This window comes from Streptomyces sp. NBC_00425, assembly GCF_036030735.1.
Classification (GTDB): Bacteria; Actinomycetota; Actinomycetes; order Streptomycetales; family Streptomycetaceae; genus Streptomyces.
Genome location: NZ_CP107928.1, coordinates 9,196,074 through 9,217,934 on the forward strand (window position 1 = coordinate 9,196,074; position 21,861 = coordinate 9,217,934).

General features: G+C 70.8%; 20 protein-coding genes. 10 read left to right on the forward strand and 10 right to left on the reverse strand.

What is annotated here, in order from left to right; all coding sequences use genetic code 11:
• The first annotated feature begins 82 nt into the window (after window positions 1-82).
• Window positions 83-2,032, forward strand: a complete 1,950-nt coding sequence (locus tag OHS82_RS40650) for a maleylacetate reductase and hydroxyquinol 1,2-dioxygenase domain-containing protein (protein WP_328435706.1) — start codon at window positions 83-85, stop codon at window positions 2,030-2,032.
• A 59-nt stretch (window positions 2,033-2,091) separates the two neighbouring features.
• Window positions 2,092-3,846, forward strand: coding sequence for an FAD-dependent oxidoreductase (locus OHS82_RS40655; RefSeq protein ID WP_328435707.1), 1,755 nt, complete (start codon window positions 2,092-2,094; stop codon window positions 3,844-3,846).
• Window positions 3,847-5,025: 1,179 nt separating this feature from the next.
• Here OHS82_RS40655 and OHS82_RS40660 read toward each other — a convergent pair.
• The gene (locus OHS82_RS40660; RefSeq protein WP_057577144.1) at window positions 5,026-5,475 is read right to left on the reverse strand and encodes a hypothetical protein; all 450 of its coding nucleotides are present in this window, start codon (window positions 5,473-5,475) and stop codon (window positions 5,026-5,028) included.
• Between the two features lie 252 nt (window positions 5,476-5,727).
• Here OHS82_RS40660 and OHS82_RS40665 point away from each other — a divergent pair, with 252 nt between their 5' ends.
• Window positions 5,728-6,354 carry a class I SAM-dependent methyltransferase gene (locus OHS82_RS40665; protein ID WP_057577145.1) on the forward strand — a complete coding sequence of 209 codons (627 nt, stop codon included), beginning with the start codon at window positions 5,728-5,730 and terminating at the stop codon, window positions 6,352-6,354.
• A gap of 712 nt (window positions 6,355-7,066) precedes the next feature.
• On the opposite strand, the gene OHS82_RS40670 is transcribed toward OHS82_RS40665, so the two are convergent.
• From OHS82_RS40670 to OHS82_RS40685, 4 genes are all read right to left on the reverse strand, one after another.
• Window positions 7,067-7,987, reverse strand: a complete 921-nt coding sequence (locus tag OHS82_RS40670) for an AEC family transporter (RefSeq protein ID WP_057577146.1) — start codon at window positions 7,985-7,987, stop codon at window positions 7,067-7,069.
• Window positions 7,988-8,033: 46 nt separating this feature from the next.
• A complete protein-coding gene (locus tag OHS82_RS40675; protein ID WP_328435708.1) occupies window positions 8,034-8,474 on the reverse strand; it encodes a hypothetical protein in 441 nt (146 codons plus the stop codon).
• Window positions 8,471-8,956, reverse strand: coding sequence for a hypothetical protein (locus OHS82_RS40680; protein WP_328435709.1), 486 nt, complete (start codon window positions 8,954-8,956; stop codon window positions 8,471-8,473). Before OHS82_RS40680 ends, OHS82_RS40675 begins: the two co-directional genes overlap by 4 nt.
• Window positions 8,957-9,054: 98 nt before the next feature.
• Window positions 9,055-10,050, reverse strand: a complete 996-nt coding sequence (locus OHS82_RS40685; RefSeq protein WP_328435710.1) for a L,D-transpeptidase — start codon at window positions 10,048-10,050, stop codon at window positions 9,055-9,057.
• 336 nt (window positions 10,051-10,386) lie between these two features.
• On the opposite strand from OHS82_RS40685, the gene OHS82_RS40690 reads away from it, so the two are divergent.
• Window positions 10,387-11,178 carry a GNAT family N-acetyltransferase gene (locus OHS82_RS40690; RefSeq protein WP_057577149.1) on the forward strand — a complete coding sequence of 264 codons (792 nt, stop codon included), beginning with the start codon at window positions 10,387-10,389 and terminating at the stop codon, window positions 11,176-11,178.
• A complete protein-coding gene (gene infA / locus OHS82_RS40695) occupies window positions 11,175-11,399 on the forward strand; it encodes a translation initiation factor IF-1 (protein WP_057577150.1) in 225 nt (74 codons plus the stop codon). Before OHS82_RS40690 ends, infA begins: the two co-directional genes overlap by 4 nt.
• A gap of 146 nt (window positions 11,400-11,545) precedes the next feature.
• Here infA and OHS82_RS40700 read toward each other — a convergent pair whose 3' ends face one another.
• Window positions 11,546-12,160: a dihydrofolate reductase family protein gene (locus OHS82_RS40700; protein WP_328435711.1), complete on the reverse strand. Its 615-nt coding sequence runs from the start codon at window positions 12,158-12,160 to the stop codon at window positions 11,546-11,548.
• Window positions 12,161-12,189: 29 nt separating this feature from the next.
• The gene (locus OHS82_RS40705; RefSeq protein WP_057577152.1) at window positions 12,190-12,825 is read right to left on the reverse strand and encodes a TetR/AcrR family transcriptional regulator; all 636 of its coding nucleotides are present in this window, start codon (window positions 12,823-12,825) and stop codon (window positions 12,190-12,192) included.
• 67 nt (window positions 12,826-12,892) lie between these two features.
• On the opposite strand from OHS82_RS40705, the gene OHS82_RS40710 reads away from it, so the two are divergent.
• Together OHS82_RS40710 and OHS82_RS40715 are read left to right on the forward strand one after the other, a co-directional pair.
• Window positions 12,893-14,227: an alpha/beta fold hydrolase gene (locus OHS82_RS40710; RefSeq protein WP_057577153.1), complete on the forward strand. Its 1,335-nt coding sequence runs from the start codon at window positions 12,893-12,895 to the stop codon at window positions 14,225-14,227.
• A gap of 129 nt (window positions 14,228-14,356) precedes the next feature.
• Window positions 14,357-15,268 (forward strand): SGNH/GDSL hydrolase family protein, encoded by a 912-nt coding sequence (locus OHS82_RS40715; protein WP_328435712.1) that lies wholly within the window; start codon window positions 14,357-14,359, stop codon window positions 15,266-15,268.
• Between the two features lie 195 nt (window positions 15,269-15,463).
• Here OHS82_RS40715 and OHS82_RS40720 read toward each other — a convergent pair whose 3' ends face one another.
• Entirely contained in the window at window positions 15,464-15,781 is a 318-nt protein-coding gene (locus tag OHS82_RS40720) for a hypothetical protein (protein ID WP_057577154.1), read from the reverse strand.
• A gap of 204 nt (window positions 15,782-15,985) precedes the next feature.
• Between OHS82_RS40720 and OHS82_RS40725 the strand changes: the two genes are divergently transcribed.
• Together OHS82_RS40725 and solA are read left to right on the forward strand one after the other, a co-directional pair.
• Entirely contained in the window at window positions 15,986-17,335 is a 1,350-nt protein-coding gene (locus OHS82_RS40725) for a hypothetical protein (RefSeq protein ID WP_242433048.1), read from the forward strand.
• Between the two features lie 95 nt (window positions 17,336-17,430).
• Entirely contained in the window at window positions 17,431-18,585 is a 1,155-nt protein-coding gene (gene solA / locus OHS82_RS40730) for an N-methyl-L-tryptophan oxidase (RefSeq protein WP_057577373.1), read from the forward strand.
• 42 nt (window positions 18,586-18,627) lie between these two features.
• On the opposite strand, the gene OHS82_RS40735 is transcribed toward solA, so the two are convergent.
• Both OHS82_RS40735 and OHS82_RS40740 read right to left on the reverse strand, forming a co-directional pair.
• Window positions 18,628-19,032 carry a hypothetical protein gene (locus tag OHS82_RS40735; RefSeq protein WP_057577155.1) on the reverse strand — a complete coding sequence of 135 codons (405 nt, stop codon included), beginning with the start codon at window positions 19,030-19,032 and terminating at the stop codon, window positions 18,628-18,630.
• A gap of 147 nt (window positions 19,033-19,179) precedes the next feature.
• Window positions 19,180-20,490: an NlpC/P60 family protein gene (locus OHS82_RS40740; RefSeq protein WP_328435713.1), complete on the reverse strand. Its 1,311-nt coding sequence runs from the start codon at window positions 20,488-20,490 to the stop codon at window positions 19,180-19,182.
• Window positions 20,491-21,083: 593 nt separating this feature from the next.
• Here OHS82_RS40740 and OHS82_RS40745 point away from each other — a divergent pair.
• Complete coding sequence (locus tag OHS82_RS40745; RefSeq protein WP_328435714.1) at window positions 21,084-21,638, forward strand: hypothetical protein; 555 nt, start codon at window positions 21,084-21,086, stop codon at window positions 21,636-21,638.
• The last annotated feature ends 223 nt before the right edge of the window (window positions 21,639-21,861 follow it).

Below are 21,861 nucleotides of genomic sequence, written 5' to 3' on the forward strand. Positions count from 1 at the left end.
CGGAGATTATGCAGGAACGGCCGGCGCACGGCCTCGAATACTGCGGGAGACCCACTGGCCCCGCAGCACGGAGAGCAGCTTCATGAGGAGTTTTGTGCACACCACCGGCCCGAGCCGGGTGGTCTTCGGCGCTGGTACGCTCTCGCAGGTCAGCGATGAGGTCGAGCGTCTCGGCGGGGCCCGGGTACTGCTCCTCTCCGACGGATCACCGGCCCTGCGCAAGGACGTCGAACGGCTCCGCGCAGCCCTGGGCGACCTGGCGGTGGCCGAGTTCGACGGCGCGGCCATGCACACCCCCGTCGGGGTGACCGAGCAGGCCCTGGGAACGGTGCGCGAGCAGCGCGTGGACTGTCTGGTGGCGATCGGCGGCGGCTCGACGACCGGCCTCGCGAAGGCCCTTGCCGTCCGCACGGACCTGCCCCAGATCATCGTGCCGACCACCTACGCCGGCTCCGAGGCCACCCCCGTGCTCGGCGAGACGGTGGACGGCCGGAAGGTCACCCGGTCCGCCCCCGGGATCCTGCCGGAAACGGTCGTGTACGACGTCGAGCTCACCCTCGGGCTACCGGTCCCGATATCGGTGACCAGCGGCGTCAACGCACTGGCCCACGCCGTGGAAGCCCTCTACTCACCGGACGCCACTCCGGTCACCGACGCCATGGCCCTGGAGGCGGTCGCCGCCGTGGCCCGTGCTCTTCCCGCCCTCCACGACGATCCCTCCGACCTGGAGGCACGGGCGGAACTGCTCCAGGCGGCGTGGCTGGCGGGCACCTGCCTCGGTGCCGTCGGCATGGGACTGCACCACAAGCTCTGCCACACGCTGGGCGGCACCTTCGGACTGCCGCACGCCGAAACCCACACCGTGGTCCTTCCGCACGCCATGGCATACAACGCGGCCGCCGCCCCGGACGCGATGGACCGCGTCGCGCGCGCCCTGGGCGTACCCGATGCGCCCACCGGCGTCTTCGACCTGATCCACCGGGTCGGCGGCCCGACGTCGCTGCGCGATCTCGGCATGGCGGAGGCCGACCTGGACCGCGCGGCGGAACTGGCCACCGCACAGCCGTATCCGAACCCGCGCGAGCTGACCCGCAGCGGCCTCGCAGATCTGCTGGGGGACGCCTGGCACGGTCGCCGCCCGCAGACGGCGACCGGCTCCGCACCCGACCTGCGCGCGCTGACCGACGAGGTCGTGGCGAGCTTCGACGGCTGCGCGAACCCGCGCCTCAGGCATCTGCTCACCGATCTCGCCCGCACCCTGCACGCCTACACGATCCGCAACGACCTCACCCCGCGGGAGTGGCAGCGGGCCGTCGACTTCCTCACCGAGGCCGGCCACATCACCACCGACACACGGCAGGAGTTCATCCTCCTCTCAGACACCCTCGGCGTGTCCAGCGTCGTGGACGCCCTCGCCAACTCCCGCACGCCGGAAGCGACTTCCTCCGCGATCCTCGGGCCCTTCTACGTCGCTGGGCCGCCCGCCGCCGGGCACGGCAGCGACATCGCGGGCGGCCTGACGGGCACGCCGATGTGGGCGGACATCACGGTGACCGACCAGGAGGGGGAACCGGTCGCCGATGCCGTGGTGGACGTCTGGCAGTCCAACGAGGACGGCTTCTACGACGTCCAACTCCCCGACCTGGACGGGCCGGTACTGCGCGCCCGGTTCACCACCGGCGCCGACGGGCGGTTCACGTTCTGGTCGATCCTCCCGTCGGAGTACCCCATCCCGGACGACGGCCCGGTCGGCCGGATGCTGTCCGCCGTGGGCCGCCACCCCTACCGGGCACCGCACGTGCACTTCCTGATCAACGCACCAGGCCACCAGCCGCTGGTGACCCAGCTGTTCGTCCGCGGCGGCGCCTACCTCGACGGAGCCCCCGGGCAGCGCGACGCGGTCTTCGGCGTCAAGGACGACCTCATCACCGACTTCGTCCGGCACACCGGCCCGACGCCCGACGGCCGGCGGGTCGACGGCGAGTGGCGCCTGCTCGAGTTCACCTTCCGCATCGCGCGCCCCGGGCACTGAGCACGCCGGCTCACCCCCAGACCCCGCGACGGCCTTCCCACGGACTCCACGGAGACAGCATGAGCACCCCTGAGCACTACGACACCGACGTCCTCGTCATCGGCAGCGGCCCGGCCGGCGGCACCGCGGCCCTGCTGCTGGCCACCTACGGGGTACGCACCCAGCTGGTCACCAAGTACGGATGGCTCGCCGACACGCCGCGCGCCCACATCACCAACCAGCGCTGCATGGAGGTCTTCCGCGACCTCGGGATCGAGCGGGAGGCCCTGGAGAAGGGCACCCCCAGCCACCTGATGGGCGACACCGTCTTCGCCACCTCACTCCTCGGCGACGAGATCGGCCGCATCCGCACCTGGGGCACCGGCGACGAGAGCCTGACCGAGTACGCCGCCCAGAGCCCCTGCGGGATGATCGACCTCCCGCAGACCTACCTGGAACCCATCCTCCTGTCCAACGCCGCCCGGCGGGGCGCCGTGATCCGGCTGAACACCGAGCTGATCGACTTCGAACAGGACGCTGACGGCGTGACCGCGCGCCTGCGCGACCGGCCCAGCGGCACCGAACACACCGTCCGGGCCCGCTACATGATCGGCGCCGACGGCGGTCGCAGCATCGTCGCCGACAAGCTCGCACTGCCCATGGAGGGGCGGATGGGCAAGGCCGGAAGCATGAACATCGTCTTCAGGGCCGACCTCGCCCGGTACGTCGAGCACCGTCCCAGCGTCCTGTACTGGATCATGCGGCCGGGCGCCGACGTCGGCGGCATCGGCATGGGTCTGCTGCGCATGGTCCGGCCCTGGAACGAGTGGCTCATCGTCTGGGGCTACGACATCGACAACCCCCCGCCGGAGGTCACCGACGAAGCGGCGGCGGCGATCGTCCGCGACCTCGTCGGCGACGAGGAACTCGACGTGCGGATCGACAGCGCCTCCCTGTGGACCGTCAACCACGCCTACGCGACACGACTGCACAGCGGACGCGTCTTCTGCGCCGGAGACGCCGTCCACCGCCACCCGCCGTCCAACGGCCTCGGCTCCAACACCTCCGTCCAGGACTCCTACAACCTGGCCTGGAAGCTGGCGGCCGTCCTCAACGGGCACGCCGGTCCTGAACTGCTGGACACCTACACCGACGAACGGGCCCCCGTCGCCCGGCAGATCGTCGAACGCGCGAATCTCTCCCGGGACCAGTTCCTCCCCCTGTTCGAGGCCCTCGGCGTCGTGGGCGGCGGCGAGAAGGGCATATCCGAGGCCCTGGAGGCGGCCCGCCGGCCGGACGCCGAAGGCGCCGGGAAACGGCGGGCCATCCGCGAGGCGATCGAGCTGAAGCACTACGAGTTCAACGCCCACGGCGTCGAGCACAACCAGCGCTACACGTCCGCGGCCGTCATCCCCGACGGCACCGCCGAGACGGTCACCCGCGACGACGAACTCTTCGGACGCCCGACCTCCCGCCCCGGCGCCAAGCTGCCGCACGCCTGGCTCGTCGACGACAAGGGCGGGCGGATCTCGACTCTCGACCTGGTCGGCAAGGGTGGCTTCACAGTCCTGACCGGCCTGGCCGGCGCCCCATGGGCCGACGCCGCCGGCATCCTGGCCGGGGAACTCGGCCTCGACCTGCGCGGCGTCGTCATCGACCGCGACGCGCACGACGCGTACGGCGAGTGGAGCCGCCGTGCGGAGATCGACGAGGAGGGCGTGCTGCTCGTCCGCCCCGACGGGTACGTGGCCTGGCGTCGGCCGAGTGGAGCCGCCGACATCACCGAGGCGACCCGGCTGCTGCGGGAAGCGCTGACCGCGGTGCTCTGCCAGTGAGCCGGTCGTGACGGCAGGCGGTGATCTCCGAGGTGCGTCCGGGCCGTGCCGCCGAGACCCGAAGCAGTCGGCCCTTGTCGTCGGTGAGCGCGATGACCAGCAGGCCATGGTGTTTGTGCTTGCCGGAGTGTGCGCCGTGAGGCGCTGGTTGTTCGAGTGGAGGTGGAAGACCACCGCCATCGTCCTGTCGCAGCAGGGCGGTTGAAGCTGGGGGCAGCCAGAACCGGGAGGTGCCGGGGACGGCGGGAAGCAGCCCCGACAAAGCCGGGACGTGCCAGTACTGCCAGGTGGTGCGGGTCCGGCAAGCGAGACGGAGAGGAGCACGCGAGGAACCGGCGTCCACGCCTCCTTGAGGCACACCAGCTCGAACCTGGTGGATGAGGGCTGGATGCGGTGCGTCCCTGCTGGATATTCGGCTGGCGGGGAACTCCCCGGGTGGTCTATTTCGGTCGCGCGGGGAGGCCACGGTGAAGTGCTGCGGGGTAGCCGTGGCGAGGCCGCCGGGGCATAGCCGGGCTCCTACTCCGACGATCGAACAGCGAGCGAACACGGGAACCGTCCCGGTTCCGCCCTCCTGCCGCGCATCCAGTTCGGGCGGAGGGCTGGGTCCATCGTCGGCCGATCGGGCCGGGATGGGGCGGAGCCGCCGTAGTACTCCGAGCCGGGGAGAGCCCGGCACATGGGGAAGGGCGGCAGCGGTTTCGAGAAGGGAAGGAGGCTGCAATGCCGAAAGACGCACCGCTGAACAGTGATGCTCCCGAGGCCCCGTTGGGGTCTCACCAGCGGGTATCGGGGATGCAGACCAAGCTTCACCGTTGGGCGGCGGCTGACCATGGCCGCAGGTTCGATAATACGCGGCATGCTTTGACGATCTGTTCGTCTCGCTGGCCCGACGCCCTGGATTTCGCGAGTCCGGGCGCACCCGTCGGACCGGTCCGCATCGCGAGCGACCTCGGCACGGAGCCGTCCTACGGGCGCGCCAGCCACGGAGGATCCGGCGTGCGGATCATGTGTGCCACCCTGGCGGAACCGCGCGCGTTCCGCCAGGGCGAGCCGAGCCGACACCACCTCCTGTGCGGCCCGCGGCACGTCGTCGTCCCGCCGACCGGGGACGGGCGTTCCCCGCAGGACGGGGCGGACGGCACACCGGCCGGTGCGGCCGGGCAGGAGGAGCGGGTGTCAGCGGGTGTAGGTGACCCGGTGCTCCCGCAGGGAACCGCAGTTGGAACCGGACACCTGGACGTAGACGTTCTTGATGTAGCCGCCCCAGTCGACGCACTGGCCCTTGCCGTAGATGTACGTCGGTCCCGCGTAGGACGTGTACGTCCCGTAGTCACCGTCGCTGTTGTCGGTGGCGGGGACGTAGATCCACGCGGACATGTCCACCGCGGCGCCGGGGTTGCTGCGGATGGTCGTGACGCAGTTCTTGCCGTTGGCGGCGTTGTACGTCAGGTAGACGGTGCCCAGCGAGCCGACGGGCGCGGAGTTCACGGTCTTGTAGCTGCTTCCGCAGACCTTCTGCGGTGTGGTGTTGGGTGCGGCGGAGGCGGGTGCCGCGAGGGCGGTCGTGGCCCCCAGCGACAGAGCCGCCAGGGCCGTGGCGCCCAACATGGAGTGAGTGAAGCGCATTTTTCCCCCTTGTGATCTTACGAGTTGGTTACTCCTGCCTTATGTGACCCGCGGGCCATCTGGATGGTTGTGCCGGGTTAGCTGGGGTTTTCGGCCATAACTCGCTGGACGATAGACCGAATTGGGACGCAACCGGAGGCGCTTGCGGCAGTCGGGCCGCCGGTCGCGCGTCGGGACGCCGAGGACCGTGTCGAGGAAGAAGAATGCGCGGTAGCACCGTTCTCTTCGGCTCCACCGGAAGGTACGCAGACCATGAGCAGCCAGGACGACCGTTGGGCGAAGCTGACAGGCGGGCAGGCCGGGGAGGAGTATGCCCGGCGGTTTGCGCGGCTGGCCGAGTCGGGCCAGGACGTCCACGGCGAGGCCGCCTTCTGCGACGCGTTGCTGCAGCCCGCCGCCCGAGTCCTCGACGCCGGCTGCGGCACCGGGCGGATCGCCGTCCGACTGACCGAGCTGGGTCACCGCTGCACGGGCGTGGACGTCGACGGCTCGATGCTCGCCGTCGCCCGCCGTGTCGCCCCAGGGCAGGAATGGCTCCACGGCGACCTGGCGCACCTGGACGGCCTCGGCCTGGAAGCCGGCTTCGACCTGGCGCTCGCGGCAGGGAACGTCATCCCCCTGCTGGCCCCCGGCACCGAGCCGACTGTCGTGCGGCAGCTCGCCGCCGCACTGCGCCCCGGCGGACTGCTGGTCACCGGAATGGGGCTGGACGCGGAGCACCTGCCGTTGCCGGAACCGACGGTGACGCTGGAGGAGTTCGACGACTGGTGCGCTCAGGCAGGACTGACGTTGCGGCAGCGCTTCGCCACCTGGTCCGGCGACCCCTACCGTCCGGGCGGCGGCTACGCCGTCAGCGTGCACGCCCGCCGCGTCGCCTGAACCGTGTCCTCTCCGGGCCCCGGCGTCTCGTCGCGCCCGGGCGGTGCGGAGTTCATCGGCCGTCTGCCGGAAGCCGGGGACTTCCCGGCTGACCTGCGAGGCGTGGAACAACCCCTTCGTCCCCCGCAGATGATCACCCGGCTCGTCGGCGGACGCGTCTGCGCCTACGACCTGGCGGCCGGCGACCGGGGCGTGCTGTCGCCGGTCCTGGTCTGCCGGCCTTCCACCGAGGACGAGGTCGTCGACCACGCCGTCGCCGACGATCTCGCGCGCCTCTATTGCGCGACCCTCGACGCGGTCGTCTGCACCACGGCAGACGGGGACGAGGTCTGGCGGTCTCGGTTCGAGCCACGGTCTGCCCGGCGGCACGGGCACCGGCCCGGTTGTGTGCTGTCGTCGGACGGACTCGTGCTGTGGGTGTACCGGCCCGACGCCATGGCCGGCCGCAACCGCCCCGACCAGTGGGCGGCTCTGGACGCCGCGACCGGCGCGGTCCTCGCACAAACCGATCTGCGGACCGCCGGGCCCGGGGGGCGGCAACTGCTGCACCCGGCGGGCGAGGAGGTCCTCCTCGACGTGGGCGAAGGGCAGGACGGCTCCGTCATGTACCGTGCGTCGCTCGCCGGCGCCGGGATGGATCTCGTCGGTTGTCCGTGGGCCGACCGGTGCCTCATCGCCGAACGCCCCTGTGCCGGACGTCGGTGGTTCCGCTTCATCCCAACAGCGCCGCGACGGCGGTCAGGGCGGGGACGGACAGGAGGGTGGACAACAGGATCGACTCGCGGGCGAGTTGCTCGCCGACCCGGTACTCGGAGGCGTAGGTGTAGAGATTCTGGGCGGCCGGCAGAGCGGCGACCACGACGACGTCGAGCAGGGCGTCGCCGCGCAGACGGAACACGGCGACGGCGAGAGTCCAGGCGATGAGGGGCTGGACGACGGTCTTGATGGCGGCGGAGAGCCAGATCGCCGGACGGTTGTCGCCCCGGGCGGGCAGGCCGCTGCCGCAGAGGGAGATGCCGAAGGCCAGCAGTACGGCCGGGACGGACATGTCCGCGATGAGGGTGAGGGGCTCCAGGGCGGGCCGGGGGAGGGGCAGGCCGGTGGCGGCCATGGTCACTCCCGCGAGTGTGCCGACCGCCATCGGGTTGCGGAGGGGCGTGGTCAGCCGTCGCGCCAGGGTCTGGCGTTCGCCGGGCCGGGTCAGGTCGAGGACGGTCAGGGCGAGCGGGGTGATGACGATCTGCTGGAAGAGCAGGACCGGCGCGACGAGGGAGGCGTCGCCCAGCACGTAGACGGCGATCGGGATGCCGAGGTTGGCGGCGTTGACATAGCTGGAGCACAGGGCCCCGATGGTGAGTTGACCCGCCCGCCAGCCGTTGCGCAGGCCGATCGCGGCGAAGAGGAAGGCCGCCGCAGACGTGCTGACGGCGGTGACGAGCAGCCGCGTCGACAGCAGGATCGACAGGTCGGCGCGCGCGAGGGTGGTGAAGAGCAGACAGGGGGTGGCGACACTGAAGGCGAGCCTCGTCAGGACGTGCCGGCCCTCGTCGCCCAGGTACCCGCGGCGGCCGATGACGTATCCGACGCCGACGACGACGGCGATCACCATGAAGCCGTTGAGAACGCCCAGCATCCCTTTCCCTGCCCGCCTTCACGTGCCCGCCTTCACGTGCCCGTCGTCACCAGTACCGGCCGCCGATCTGACGCCAGTACGGCGCCCCGCCCTCCCTTGAGGGCACGATCTCGCCGTCCTCGCCCCCCATGTCGCCCCAGTAGCGAAGGCGCCCGCGGAATTCGTGGGCGGCGCCCATACACGCCGACAGGCCCCGGATCCGTTCGTCGACGTCGTGCGCCTCGATCCCCGGATCGTTCACGCGAAGGTACTTGACGGCCCGGGGACGGTCCCGGCCGTCGTCCGTGCCCGCATCGGCGTCCGCTTCGGGAACGAGCACCCAACGGGCGCGGTTCACCAGCCGGGTGAGTTCGGACTCGTCCGATCCGTGCGGCGCGACTTCGAATCCTCCCCGGGGAGCGGCCTGGTCGAGCAGTTCCCGCAGCCGGGCGAACGGGACGGGCGGGCACAGCTCGACGGTTCCCTCGACGATCCAGGGGTAGCTCATGGGCGCTCCTCCGCCGCCGCGGTTCCGTGGTGCGATTCGGGAGCGCTGCCCGCTCCGCCGCTCTCGGGGTCCCGCCGGTGCCGGCCGATGAACGAGCGCAGCTGTGCGCGCGGATCGGTGGAGGTGCTCCAGGGCCTGTGGAGCCGTTCTGCCGAGGGGATGCCGCAGAGGAGCAGGTCGCGCATCTGTGCGACCGCCTCGCTCCTCGCCACGCGGACGCGGTCGCGCCCCTCCTCGGAGTCGTCCGCGGACGCCAGGACCCGGACCAGTTGCCGCTGCCATGCGCCGAGGCGGTCGAAGGCGTGCATCTCGCCCTGCGCGGATCCGGGGTTCTGCAGACCGACCAGTTCCCATCTCCGGTCCTGCGACAAGGGGTTGTCGGCACAGACCCAGCCCGTGGCCATCTCCGCCGCCCGCTGGGCCAGTTCCTCACAGGTCGTCTCAACGGGTCCGGCGGATTGCCGTGAAGGCGTGTCGTTCATGATCCCGAGATTATCGTCATGACGACGATAAGGCAAGGCGCATGTCCGGGCGGCGCGGGGAGCACGATGTGCGCCGCCGCGGACGCCCGGCGGTCAGGTCAGGCGCCGTTCGCGCTGGACGTCGTCCCCTCTCCGGAGGCGCTGCCGGCGAGCCACTGGTCCCATCCCAGGTTGAAGTCGGCGTACCCGTTGTCCGCCGAGGCCTTGGCGCGCGGAGATCCGGTGATGGTGACCGGATCACCCTGCTTGACCTGGTCGTAGAACCACTTGGCGTCCGACAGCGACAGGTGGACGCAGCCGTGCGAGCCGCGGGCGCTTCCACTGCCCGGATTAGGGTCACCGGTCGAGTAGTGCACATAGGTGCCGGACTGGGTCAGGTGGACGTCCCAGGGCAGCGTCAGGTCGTAGTAGTTGGGGCTGCCCTTGTCGCAGCTGATGCCGACGCTGCAGGAGGTCATGTGGACCTTCTCCTGCTTGTCGATGACGGCCATCGTGCCGTTCCACGTCGGATACTGGGCGCTGCCCGCGTTGATCGACAGGTTGCGCAGCGTGCTGCCGTTCCGGGTCACCTTCATGGTGTGGCCGGTCACCGAGACGTCCGCCCGCACGTCGTCGCCGATCTTGAAGGTGTGCGTGTAACTGCGCACCCCGAAGCGTCCGTTGCCGTTGCCGACGCCGTTCATGTCGGCGTTGATCTTCACAGTCGTCCCCGAGGGCCAGTACGCCTTCGGGCGCCAGTCGGCGCGCTTGTCGCCGAACCAGTGCCAGGCGCCCACCACCGGTTGCGAGGTGCTCACCTTCATGTGCTTCTCGACCGCGGCCCGTGCCTTGGCCGCCACCGGATTGGTGAAGACGACCGAGATCGGCATGGCCACGCCGACCGTGGTTCCCGTCTGCGGGGTGATCGTCTCCAGCAGCATCGGCGGGCCCGCGGGCTTCTTCGGCGAGGGCGAGGAACTCGCGCTCGGGCCTCCCGACGCCTTGGCGTCGCCCCCGCTCGCCTTGTCGCTTCCGCCCCCGCCGCAGGCGCTTGCGCCCACCAGCATCACACCCGTGACCAGTGCGATCCCTATGCCGCTCTTGCGCCGTCCCACGACTTGCCCCGCTCTCTCGTCCTCGGCCCTGACAGGCCCGACGCATGGTGAGACAGACGCGACGTGGTCCCCAGTTGCACGTGCCGCGTAAAACGTGTGCCAAGACCCGGCACGCACCCGGTCCGAAAAGCGCAGCCGCGATCGGGCGGGAAAAGGGTTTGAGCGAGGCGGTGACCCGCTGCTACTTTCGCGGTGGACCGTGAAACCGTCGTATGGAGGTGAGACCCGTGAACACAGTTACCCATGGGTGCTCCCTCAACCCGTCACGGTCCGGCGGCTGACGTTCGGTGTCGCCAGGAGCGCCTGAGATCGAGGCACTCCTGGAGGGAGACTCCGATGAACACAAAGCCTTTCACATCCGGCCTGGGCGAGAACGCGGTGCTGATCACGCGCGTCGCTGAACGGCAATGGCACGCACTGGACGACGACCTGGTGGTCGGTCGTGGGCATGCCGGGCATCGGCCCGACGGACGCTTGTTCGTGAGCGTCGACGCCTGGCACGGGGCCGTCTTCGACCGGCTCGCCGAGGCGATGCTGGCGGAACTGCCCTCGCCGCTGTACACGGTGGTCGACGAGGCCGACGTCGAGCTGACGGCGGGCTGGCGGCGTGCGGGGTTCACGGTCCGCCGCCGCGAGTGGGAGTACGTCGTGCCGACCGACCCGCGGGTCACCGGGCTCGATGCGGTACTGCCGCCTGTGGGCGTGACGATCGTGCCCGCCGGACAGGCCGACGAGCGTCTGCTGCGGGCGGCGGACCGGGCGATCCGTGACGAGGTCGAGGCGGCCGTCGGATGGCAGTCGATGCCGGCGGAGGTCGTCCACCTCCCTGCAGGTGACACCATCGGCGACCCGTCGAAGTACGCGGTGGCCGCGGCGCCGGACCGGTATCTGGGGCTGATCCGCGTGGTGACGGCGATCCGGCCGCGCATCGGGCTGGTCGCGGTCCGGGCCGGAGATCAGCGTCGCGGCATCGCCCGGGCGCTGCTGGCCCACGCGCTGCGGGCACAGCACCGTTCCGGGTTCGCAGCGGCCTGGACCGAGGTGCACGAGTCCAACCGGGCGGCCTCGGCGCTGTTCGAGGGCGTCGGCGCCCGACCGGTGAGCAGCAACCTGGAGTTGGTCCGATGACGAAGAACAAGAACGTCATCGAGGTCGAGGGCAAGATCGTCGAGTGCCTTCGAAGCGCCATGTTCACCGTGGAGCTGGACAACGGCCACCAGGTGCTCGCGCACATCAGCGGGAAGATCCGCAAGAACTACATCAAGATCCTGCTGGAGGACCGGGTGCTGGTGGAACTCCCGCCGTACGACCTGACACGCGGTCGGATCGTGTTCCGGTACCGGAACTAAGGGCCGGTCGGCGCCTTCTCCGGCAGCTGACACCGAGCCCCCGGTCGCGGCGTTTCCCGTGACCGGGGGCGTCCACGACGGGGAGCCCGGGCACTGTCTCCCCGGGACCTGGTCCGGGTCCCGGGGAGCAGCCGCTCAGGCGGACGTCACAGGACGTCGTAGGTCAGGTGTGTCGCGGTCGATGTCGACTCCACACTCCGCTGGACGAGAGTGCGCGGCGCACCGCCGGTGAACAACGGTGTCCCGGCGCCCAGGACGACGGGTGCGAGGTGCAGTGTCAGCGTGTCGACCAGCCCTGCGCCGAGCGCCGAGCCGATGAGGGCGCCACCGCCCATGAGCACGACGTCCAGGACCTTTCCGCTGCGCTGGGACGCCTCCTCGGCGCGCTCGCGCGCGGCATGGACGGCATCGTGCAGACCGGTGGTGACGAACGTCCAGTCGAGGTCGGCGAGCCGTACCGAATCCGGTGGTGAGCTCGTCACGACGACGAACGCGGGCTTGCCGACCTCGCCGGCGCCGTAGCCGGTGGTGTCGTCCCAGCCCTCCGGCCCGTCGACCAGGTCGAAGAGACGACGGCCGAGGACGACGGCGCCCGAGCGGGCGGTCCCCTCGCGCAGATACCGGCGGTCGTCGGGGTCGTCGGAGAACGCCCAGGTGTGCAGGGCCTCGCCACCGGTGCCCAGACCGTTGTGCGGACCGGGGTCGGGCCCGGTGACGAAGCCGTCGAGGGAGACCGAGATGTCGGCGATGATGCGGGTCATACAGGGTAGACCCGATCCGTCGCCCGGACTCATCGCTCACTTCCGAAAACGGGGGAGAGGTCGCCGTCGCGAAGGCGGAGGAAGGCCGCGGGGGTCGCCCAGCCACGCAGCGCGGCGTGGATCGTCGACCGGAACGTGACGTCCGCGGTGGGGCCTTCGAGGGCCCCCGCGAGTTCGAGCGTCACCACTCCGTGCAGGGTCACCCAGAGCGAGACGGCGATCGACGTCGCTTCGCCCTCGAGGACGGATTCGGTCACGGCGCGGTCGATGGCCGCGAGGAGGGGCCCAACGGGGTCGCCGGTACCGACCGTCCCGGACGGCTCGAAGGACTGCACGCCGCCGAACAGCGTCGCGTACAGGTGGCTGTGCTCCCGGCCCCATCGCCGGTACGCGGCGGCCAGCGCGTAGAGGTCGACGAGGGCGTTCTCGGAGGCCGGCACCGCCGTCAGCGCCTGGAAGAGTCCGGCGACGGCCCTGTCGCGCACCGCCGCGATCAGCCCTTCCTTGTCGCCGAACAGGGAGTACACCGCCGCCGTCGACGTCCGGGCGGCCGCGGCCACGGAACGGATGGTGACCGACTCCTGGGGGCGAGTCGCCAGCAGTTCGGTCGTGCACTCCACGAGTCGCTCTCCGACGGTCGTGTCGTTCGTCCTCGGCCTACCCATGACGCGGAGTCTACCTTCTTTGGTAACGTTGTTTTGAAACAGTGTTCCGAAACTGGGGGATCCAGCCGTGTCTTCATTCGCCGTACGCTCCGCACGCTTCGCCCGACGCCTGCTTCCGGCCACGGCAGCCGTCGCGGCACTGGTCGCCGTCTTCCTCGTCACGCTCGTCCTGACCGACGGGGCAGGATCAGGGCTCGGCGCATGGCTGACGACCCTGGGGGCCGGGACGGCCTGGGCGCTGTGGCGTGGGTGGCGTCGCGCCCGGGCCGCACGTCTCGCGGCGTTCCTGCCGTTGGTCGTCGCGGCGGCGTTGACGGGCTCGGTCTGCGTCCCCAGCGTGCCCACGGCCCGGCAGTACCCGCCCGCTCTGCCGTTCGTCGCCGCACAGCACTGGAACCTGGCCACGGGCAGCCGGGTCGCGGTCTATCACCACGCGCCCGCGAACAACGGCGTTCGACGCCCCGTTCCGCTGGTGTATCTCAACGGCGGGCCCGTCCGCGGCATCTCGGTTCTCGACCACCGCTTCCTGCAACTCCTCGCGCGACAGGGCTACGACGTCTACGCCTACGAACAGGCGGGCGGCGGACGAAGCGATCTGCTGCCCATGGACCAGTACACGATCTCCCGGTCGGTCCGCGACCTCGCCGCTTTCGTCGACCGGCTGGGAAAGGGCGAGGTCGACATCCTCGGCTTCTCCTCGGGCGGGGTCGTCCTCACGCGAGCCCTCGCCGACCCTCGCGTCGCCGCACGCCTGCACCGGGCGATCGTCGCGGAGCCCGGACCGATGGACGGTCCCACCGCGCAGGCCGGCGGGCACAAAGGCCGACCCTCCGCGCGTGGCCTCGCGCCGGCAGTCTCCGGACCGCGGTCGACGCGCGTCCCGCGGTACGCCACAGCCTTCGGCCTCATGCGACTCGGACTCCTCACCCCTGGCACCGGGTTGATCGGACAGGCCGAAGGCGACAACGCGTTCACCGCGGCCGACCTCGGCGGCGACACCGCATCCGCCTACTGCGCACGCGACGCGCATCGCATCCCGCAGGAGGACACCCCGCAGAACTTCTCCTTCAGTCCCGCCGCGAGCCTCCGCATCCAAGAGACGATCAAGGACTCGCCCTCCGTCGCCCCGGAGCTGAGGCGCTCCCAGGTCCCCGCCATGCTGATGATCGCCGAATGCTCCTCCCAGCTCCGCCAATGGGCCACCGCCGTCCTCGGCAACGACCCCGCCGTCCGGAGCACCCAGTTCATGCGCGGGGTCGGACACCACATGTGGAACGGTTTGGACGACAACAACGAGCGAGCCGCCGCCGTCATCACCGCCTTCCTCGAAGACCGGCCCGCGCCGCTGCCCGACCACCCGACCCGCGACGGGATCCCCGCCTTCCTGCGTGATCACGAGTGAATACCCTGCTTGTTTCGTTCCCGGTTCTGGCCCCCATGGCCTACTCGGCGGTATACAAGCCTGGTCGAACGGAACGTCGGCCGTCCGGGCGGCGTCGTCGGTGGGCGTGGGTGACGAGGGGGAGACTCGATGCAGCACGACGTGCGTACGCGGAGATCGGCCGGTCGTGGCAGAAAGGGCGTCACCTTGCTCGCGGCGCTGGGCAGTTGCGCCCTGGTGGCAGCCTCCGCGGCGCCGGTCGCCGCGCACGGTGGCAAAGGCGAGACGCGATACGTCGCGCTCGGCGACTCCTACACCTCCGGCCCTCTCATCCCCCGGCAGGTGGACGCCTACTGCGCCCGCTCCGACCACAACTACCCGTCCGTCGTGGCCGGTCGGCTGCGGGCTGCCGTCCTGAACGACGTCAGCTGTGGCGGGGCCACGACCGAGAACATGTGGAAGCCGCAGGGAACCAAGGTTCCCCAGCTCGACGCGGTGGGCCGAGGCAGTGACATCGTGTCCGTCCAGATCGGCGGCAACGACATCGGCTTCGGCTCCATCATCGGCACCTGCGCCCAGCTGGCCCCGCAGGATCCCACCGGCAACCCGTGCCAGCGCCACTACAGCGCCTCGGGCGTGGACCAGCTCACCGTGGCGATCGCCGAGACCGCTCCGAAGGTCGCCCGGGTGCTGCGGGCCGTGCACGACAGGGCGCCGCATGCCCGCGTCCTCGTCGTCGGCTACCCGGACCTGCTGCCCGACGACGGCAGCGGCTGCGCACCTTCGGTGCCCTTCGCGACGCGCGACTTCCCCTACCTGCGGGACACCGGCAAGCGCCTCAACCTGATGCTGCGTCTGGTGGCGCGCCGGAGCGGCGCGGAGTACGTCGACACCTACGGCCCGACCGTCGGCCACGACATGTGCAAGCCCGCGGCCCAGCGGTGGATCGAGCCGCTGCAGCCCGCCTCGCCCGCCGCACCCGCGCACCCCAACGCCAAGGGTGAGGAGGCCATGGCGGGTGCGGTGCTCGAGCGCCTGTCGCACCGGCACGGCGGTCACTGACCGGGGGAGGGCGGCGCCGGGCGGCAGGCGGGCCCCGGAGCGTGGCGCGTCCCCCGGCCTCGGGCCGGCCTTCGCCGTCTGCGCCGCGCCGGGACTTCCGTACCGAAGCCGCCTCATCGGTTCCGCCCGGGACTTCCGTACCGAAGGCGCTCCATCGGTCCCGCTCGGGCCGCCTCGCGTCGTCCTGTGGGAGGGCTACACCTCGGAGTCGATGCCGGTGACGACCGCCGGTCCGAGCGGCGCACTCGTCTCGTCGAGCCCCGCGTCGTGCAGGGCCGAGTCCGCGAGCCGGCGTGCGTCCTCCTCGGCGTGCGTGGCGCTGTCCGCCTCGACGGCGAGCCGGATGGTGAACGTGTCGTCCTCGTTCACGGTGAGAGGGTCGAGGTCCTGCGCGTCTCCCATCCGCGTGTGATGCGGATCGGCGGGGCGCAGGGCACGGCCCAGTCGCGTCCGGGTGTCGTCCCCGACGGTGGTGGTGAAGGTGCCGGGCACGGTGATCACGTACGTCGTCATGATGTTCCCTTCTCCGCTTTCCCCTGCGCCTACCCCGTCGCGCCGCGGACACGATCTCGGGGTTGGTCGTCGTCGCTCTCGCCCTCGGTCACCGGCGGAGTCTCCATGATCTATGGTTATCGTCGATAGGACGATAATGCGGGAGGGTCGCGCGTGCGGGACTGGTCGCTGAACGGGACCCGCGCGTCAAGGGAGTTGATCGACATGTCAGGTGTGGACGATGGGCCGGCACCGGGTTGCACGGTCCGTACGACGCCGCAGGACCTGGCGACGGAGCTGGCGGTGCTGACGGAGATCGACTGGCGAAAGGTCTGGCCCGGCGCGGGCGGAGGCCACGAACCCGACCCCGCGTGGCTCGCCCTGTTCGACTGGCAGGTCGTCGACTTCCAGTGGCGCTACAACGACTGGGGCCCGATAACGGTGCAGACGCGCACCGGCAAGCGGCATCACCTGTCGGCCACGACGTCCCATTCGATGGAGTACGCCTACGCCTCCCACCGTTTGTGGGTCGGCAGTGCCGCCGAGGGGCACGAAGGGACACACGAAAGGGAAGCGGCCGAAGCGGCCGCCGCCTGGGAGGGATACCTGGCATCCGCGCAGGGCGTTCTCGGCGCACCGACGTGGTCGGGCGCCTGGGACGACCCCGGCTTCCCCGTCGGCTTCGGCGACCGGACCGGCGCGCTCGAGCAGCGGCGCGAGTTCAACCCGTACCGGCTCGCGGTGTGGAATCCCCGAGGGCCCGAGGGCGCGGTGATCGTCCTCACGATCCATGCGGGCATCCACGGCGGACACTGCGTCGATCTGAAGCTGCACGACCCGGCGCTCATCGTGCTGGACGAATCCGACGCCGAGTTGGAGTCGAAGGTCCGTGCCGTCAGCTCACGCGGAGAGGCTCCGGGGCCGCCGCGGCTCTACGGCGACCCGGAGCCCGTGGACAAACCCGATACCACCTGGCAGGACGTGGCCGCACGACTCGAAGCGGTCTCCGCATGGGACTGGGACACGATCTTCGGCCCTCACCCGTGGAACCGGGCGTTCGCCTCGGCGGAAGAACTGGCCCACTGGGCCCGGCGGCTCGGCTGGACCGTCGCCGACGTCGACGATTCGGGCTGCGTCTCCGTCATCACGCAGGAGGGCCACTCCGTCTGGCTGCCTCCGCTGCTGCGGTACCCCGCCCGGGTGAACTGGCTGGAGTCCAAACTCTGGCGGATCACCTCCAGGCCGTCGTCGTCCTTCCATCGCAACGTGCTCGAGCCCGCCGACGCACTCTGGACGGACTGCATGTCAGCGGCGCGCGAGATCCTGGGCGAGCCCGGATACTGCGGTGAACCCGGGAGCCCCCGCTTCCCGAAGCGGTGGCAGAGCTGGCGCGAGGAGAACCGCGGCCTCACATTCCGCACCCACCGGCTTGCCCTGTGGCCCTGTGCAGGTGCACCCGCCCCGGCCATCGGACTGTTCATGCACGCCGGATTCCTCGAGCGGGGATGCGACAAGGAAGCCGCACAGCTTGATCTGCGCATCTGGCGTCCCGCCTCCTCCTCCCGCACGGTCTGACCTCCGCGCGCCGCGCGGGATACCTTTGAGGCGTTCGGGGCTCCGTCCGGCAGCCTCGGGCTTCCGTCCGCGTATCCGAGCGCCGGGAGGCGATGGTGTCCCGTTCCTACGACGTCATCGTGCTGGGTCTGGGGGGCATGGGCAGTTCTGCCGCGTACCACCTCGCCCGGCGCGGTGAGCGGGTCCTCGGCCTGGAACGCTTCGGGCCCGCCCACGCTCTCGGCGCCAGCCACGGCGGCTCGCGCATCTACCGGCAGGGCTACGCCGAGGGCGCGGCGTACGTGCCGCTGCTGCTGCGCGCACAGGAGCTGTGGGACCGGCTGGCCACGGAGTCGGGGCGCGAGGTGTTCACTCCTACCGGGGGCCTCGTCATCGGGCCGCAGGACAGTCCCATGGTCGCCGGCAGCGTCCACAGTGCCGAGGTGTGGGGCCTGGAGCACGAGGTCCTCGACAGCGCGGACATCCGTCGGCGCTTTCCCACCTTCTCGCCGGCCGACGACGAGGTGGCCTTCTACGAGCGCGGGGCGGGTGTGGTCCGGCCCGAACTCACGGTCCGCGCCCACCTCGACCTGGCCGCGGCCTCCGGTGCCGAGCTGCGTTTCGACGAGCCGGCTTCGAGGTGGGAGATCGACGCCCACGGCGGGGCCCGGGTCGTCACCTCCCGCGGGACGTACGTCGCGGACAGGCTGGTCATCGCCCCAGGCGCGTGGGCGCCCCGGCTGTTGGCGGACATCGGTGTCCCGGTGCGCGTGGAACGCCGCGTCATGTACTGGTTCGCCCCACGCGGCGGGACCGCCCCCTTCACTCCGGACCGGCACCCCGTGTATGTGTGGGAGGACCGCACCGGCACCGACATCTACGGCTTTCCCGCCCTGGACGGCCCGGACGGCGGCGCCAAGGTCGCCTTCCACGACAAGGGCGCCGCCGCCGACCCCGACCAGCTGGACCGGGAGATCCACCCGCAGGAGGTGGAGGCGATGCGCGCGTATCTGCGCCCGCGCATCCCCGCGCTGGCCGGTCCCTTCCTCAAGGGAGCCGCCTGCACCTACTCACTGACCCCGGACGAGCACTTCGTGCTGTCCATCCACCCCGCCCATCCCCAGGTGACCGTCGCCTGCGGGTTCTCGGGCCACGGCTTCAAATTCGTCCCGGTGGTCGGGGAGATCATCGCCGACCTCGCCCTGACCGGCACCACAGCGCACCCCGTCGAACTCTTCGACGCCCGGCGCAGCCGTGCCGCATCCGACTGAGACATCACCGGTCGAGGTGAGAGGTGGGCAGGGGGCGTGTCGTCAGCAGTGCCGCAGGCCGTACCTGCTCGGGTCGGCGTCGAACCAGCTGGGAGTGAACACCCAGTCGGCCGGCACGTAACCCTCCCTCCCCTCACTGATCCAGTCGGGCACCGTGCGGTACCAGGTGGTGTTCCCGCCGCCGTGCAGTCCGCCCGTCGACCAGCAGGTGAAGTAGCTGAACGTCGACTTCAGCAGACCGTTGAAAGGGCTCTCGTGAAACGGCTGGAGCCGGGTCGGTGCGTCTCCGCGGTTGCCGCACCACAGCCGGCCGTCGTGGGCCCGGACGCCGCACTCGGCGGCCGCCGCCGACGGAGCCGCCTGCGCGGAGGGGGCGGCCACGGTTCCGGCCAGCACGGTGGCCAGCGCGGTGGAGATCATGGCTGCCTTGACGTGTTTCCCGAACATGTTTCTCCTTCGTTCTCGATGTGGGGGAGGCGTGATCGACGGCAGACGGGCACGCCGTCACCCCCGGTCGGCTTCGTGGTCCAGGTCCACGTCCAGGTCGTGGTCATGGCCGAGGCCCTGGACGGCCGTCGGCGTGAGGCGACGGGGTCAGAACCAGCCCGTGCAGACGATCGAGCCGCCCTTGCCGTTGGTGCCGCAGGCGCGCATCACGAGGCCGTTGTCGTTCCACTGCGTGGTGTACGCGTCGCCGCCCGAGGTGACGGTCGTGTAGCCGAGCATCGGCTCCCAGGTGTCCCCGCCGTCGTTGCTGCGGTCGACCCAGATCTCGTCACCGACCGTGCCGCCGACGATGCGGCCCCAGGCACAGGCGGTCGTGCTGTTGTACCGCAGCTCCACGGTGCGGCCGAAGACGGTGGCGGATTTGGCCGACCAGGCCCCTGCGGAGTCCGGTGGGGTGCCGTCACCGCACGAGGTGTTGGAGGAGGCGCCCTCCAGCGTGCCGCCGATTCTCGAGTAGTCCCCGCACGACGGCACACCAGGTGTGATCGCCGGGCCCTGGATGAAGAGGTTGCTGATCCAGCTGCGGTAGTCCGGCAGATAGGTCCAGACGTTGTTGACCATGCCGTCCACGGTGGCCCGTTCTCCCACGCGCTGGCACAGTGCCCGCACGGCGACGGAGATGCCGTTGTCGATGGTCCAGTTGATGCCGCCGCTGCTGCCGGTGGTGGAGTCGTTGCGCAGGTTCGGCTGGCCCCAGGTCTTCACCTGCTTGCCGAGACCGTCGTACTCCCACACCGGGAAGACGCCCGAGACGTTGGGTCGCAGCGAACCCTGATAGCTGGCCCAGGGGATGTCCGAGACTCTGACGACCTCGGTCGATTGGGGCGATTCGAGCCGCTTGCCGTTACCGAGGTAGAGGGCGACGTGGCTGAGTCCCTCGCCGAAGTACATGATGTCGCCGGGCAGCAGCGGGGCTTCCCCCTGCGCCTTGGTGAACCGGGTGTGCGCGTAGCCCGGGTTCTGCCACGTGGCCTGCGTGGTGCGTTCGCTGATGATGTCCTGACGGGTGGCCTTGTACCAGGCCCAGCGCACGAGGCCGATGCAGTCGAAGCTCCAGTACGTCGGATCGTTGATGGATTTCGCCAGGTCGTCCGTGTCCAGCATGCCCTGGCTGGGGCCGGGAAGGCCCCCGGCGTGGCCGCCGCCCCAGGCGTACATCCAACCGACGTACCGGCAGGCGACGTTGACGGCGTCCTGGGCGGCGATACTCGCTCCCGCCTTCAGCGGCGCACAGGTGTCGGCGGCGGGTGCGGCCGGTGCGGCGGTCGCCGGCGCGGCTGTCGGCAGGGCCAGGCAGGCGACCGCGACGGCGGCGGCGAGCAGCAGCCGCAGCGGTCGGAGGCGGCCGTGCGGCTTTCCTCCGTCACGTTCGCGGTCGCGTTGTCTCTGTCTTCTCATGTCGTTCCCCGTTTCTCCGGCCGTGGTCGGTCGTCGCACGGCCGGCCGGCCGTTTGCTGTCGGCGTGGGTGAAGCAACCACGGCGGTCGGTGGCGCCGTGAGGGGTGCTCCACAGCAGCCTGCTGGCGGCGCGGCCGTCCTGTCGACGTACGGACGTTGCCCGACCGAGCGGGCAACGGGAAACCCTCGGGAAACTTCGCGTCAGCACTGCGGTCGGCCGACAACCGTCCGCCTCCGGCGCCCGACGCCTCCGACACCCGCCCGCGGCGACGCGCAAGCGCGCCTCAGGTGAAACACGAGTGGGTTCAGCTTGGGTGGGACCGGCGACTGCCCTGCCTGCCCCCGTCGGACCCTCGGTGTAGCGTTCATCCTCGCTCGTTGCAACGAATGGCGGACAGGGTTGCGTTAGTGCGGTGCCATTGCAACATTTTCATCACGTTCACCTGCGCGTACCGCGCTTCCTTGCGGTAAATCAGTTGCCGAAAATATGAATGCAACGTAGCGTTTCCGGTATGAGGAACGAGGGGGCAGAGGCTGTGAGGGCCGGGAAGCGCGCGTTACGCAACGGTGATCGGACGACGGGGCGGGGGGCCGTGGGATCAGTGCAGGGCGGGCGGCGGCGGGCGTCCGGAGCCATCGCCTCGTTCGCCCGCTTCGTGCTCTGCGGCGGGGGAGTGGGGATCGCCTCGAGCTTCGCAGTGGCGGCGCTCGCCTCCTGGACGCCGTGGGTCCTGGCCAACGCCCTGACGACCGCGGTTTCCACGCTCCTGGCCACCGAGCTGCACGCCCGATTCACCTTCGGCGCCGGCGGGCGTGCCACAGGGCGACAGCACGCGCAGTCGGCCGGCTCCGCGGCGGCCGCTTACGCGGTCACCAGTGTGGCGATGGTCGTTCTGAGGCAACTGGTGGCGACGCCCGGTGCGGTGCTCGAACAGGTCGTGTACCTGTCCGCCATGGGACTCGCCGGCGTCGCGCGGTTCGCGGTGCTCCGCCTCGTGGTCTTCGCGCGCAGCCGTTCCGAGGCCGCGGGCCCCGCGAACTGCGGATCAGGGGGCGTCGACACCGCCGGCGCGGGCCGTCCCGTGCACCCGGCGACGACCCGCGGCGTGACCCCGACCGACCGCGCGGCGCTCTGCCGCGCAGCCTGACCGTTCAGCCGGAAGGCGTGCGTCCCGGGGCGGCGTCCGTGTCGGTCGGTCGGGGCCCGGCCCGGGACAGACTGGCGGGCCGGCGCGAAGGCTGCGGCGAGCCGGGCGGACAGGATCGCCCAGGCGGGGTGGGGACCACCACGATCTCCACCTCCCGCGACGATCGGCCCGCCCCAACAGCCCGCGTGAGCGGTGGAGTTCAGGGAAACCCGGTCCACAGATT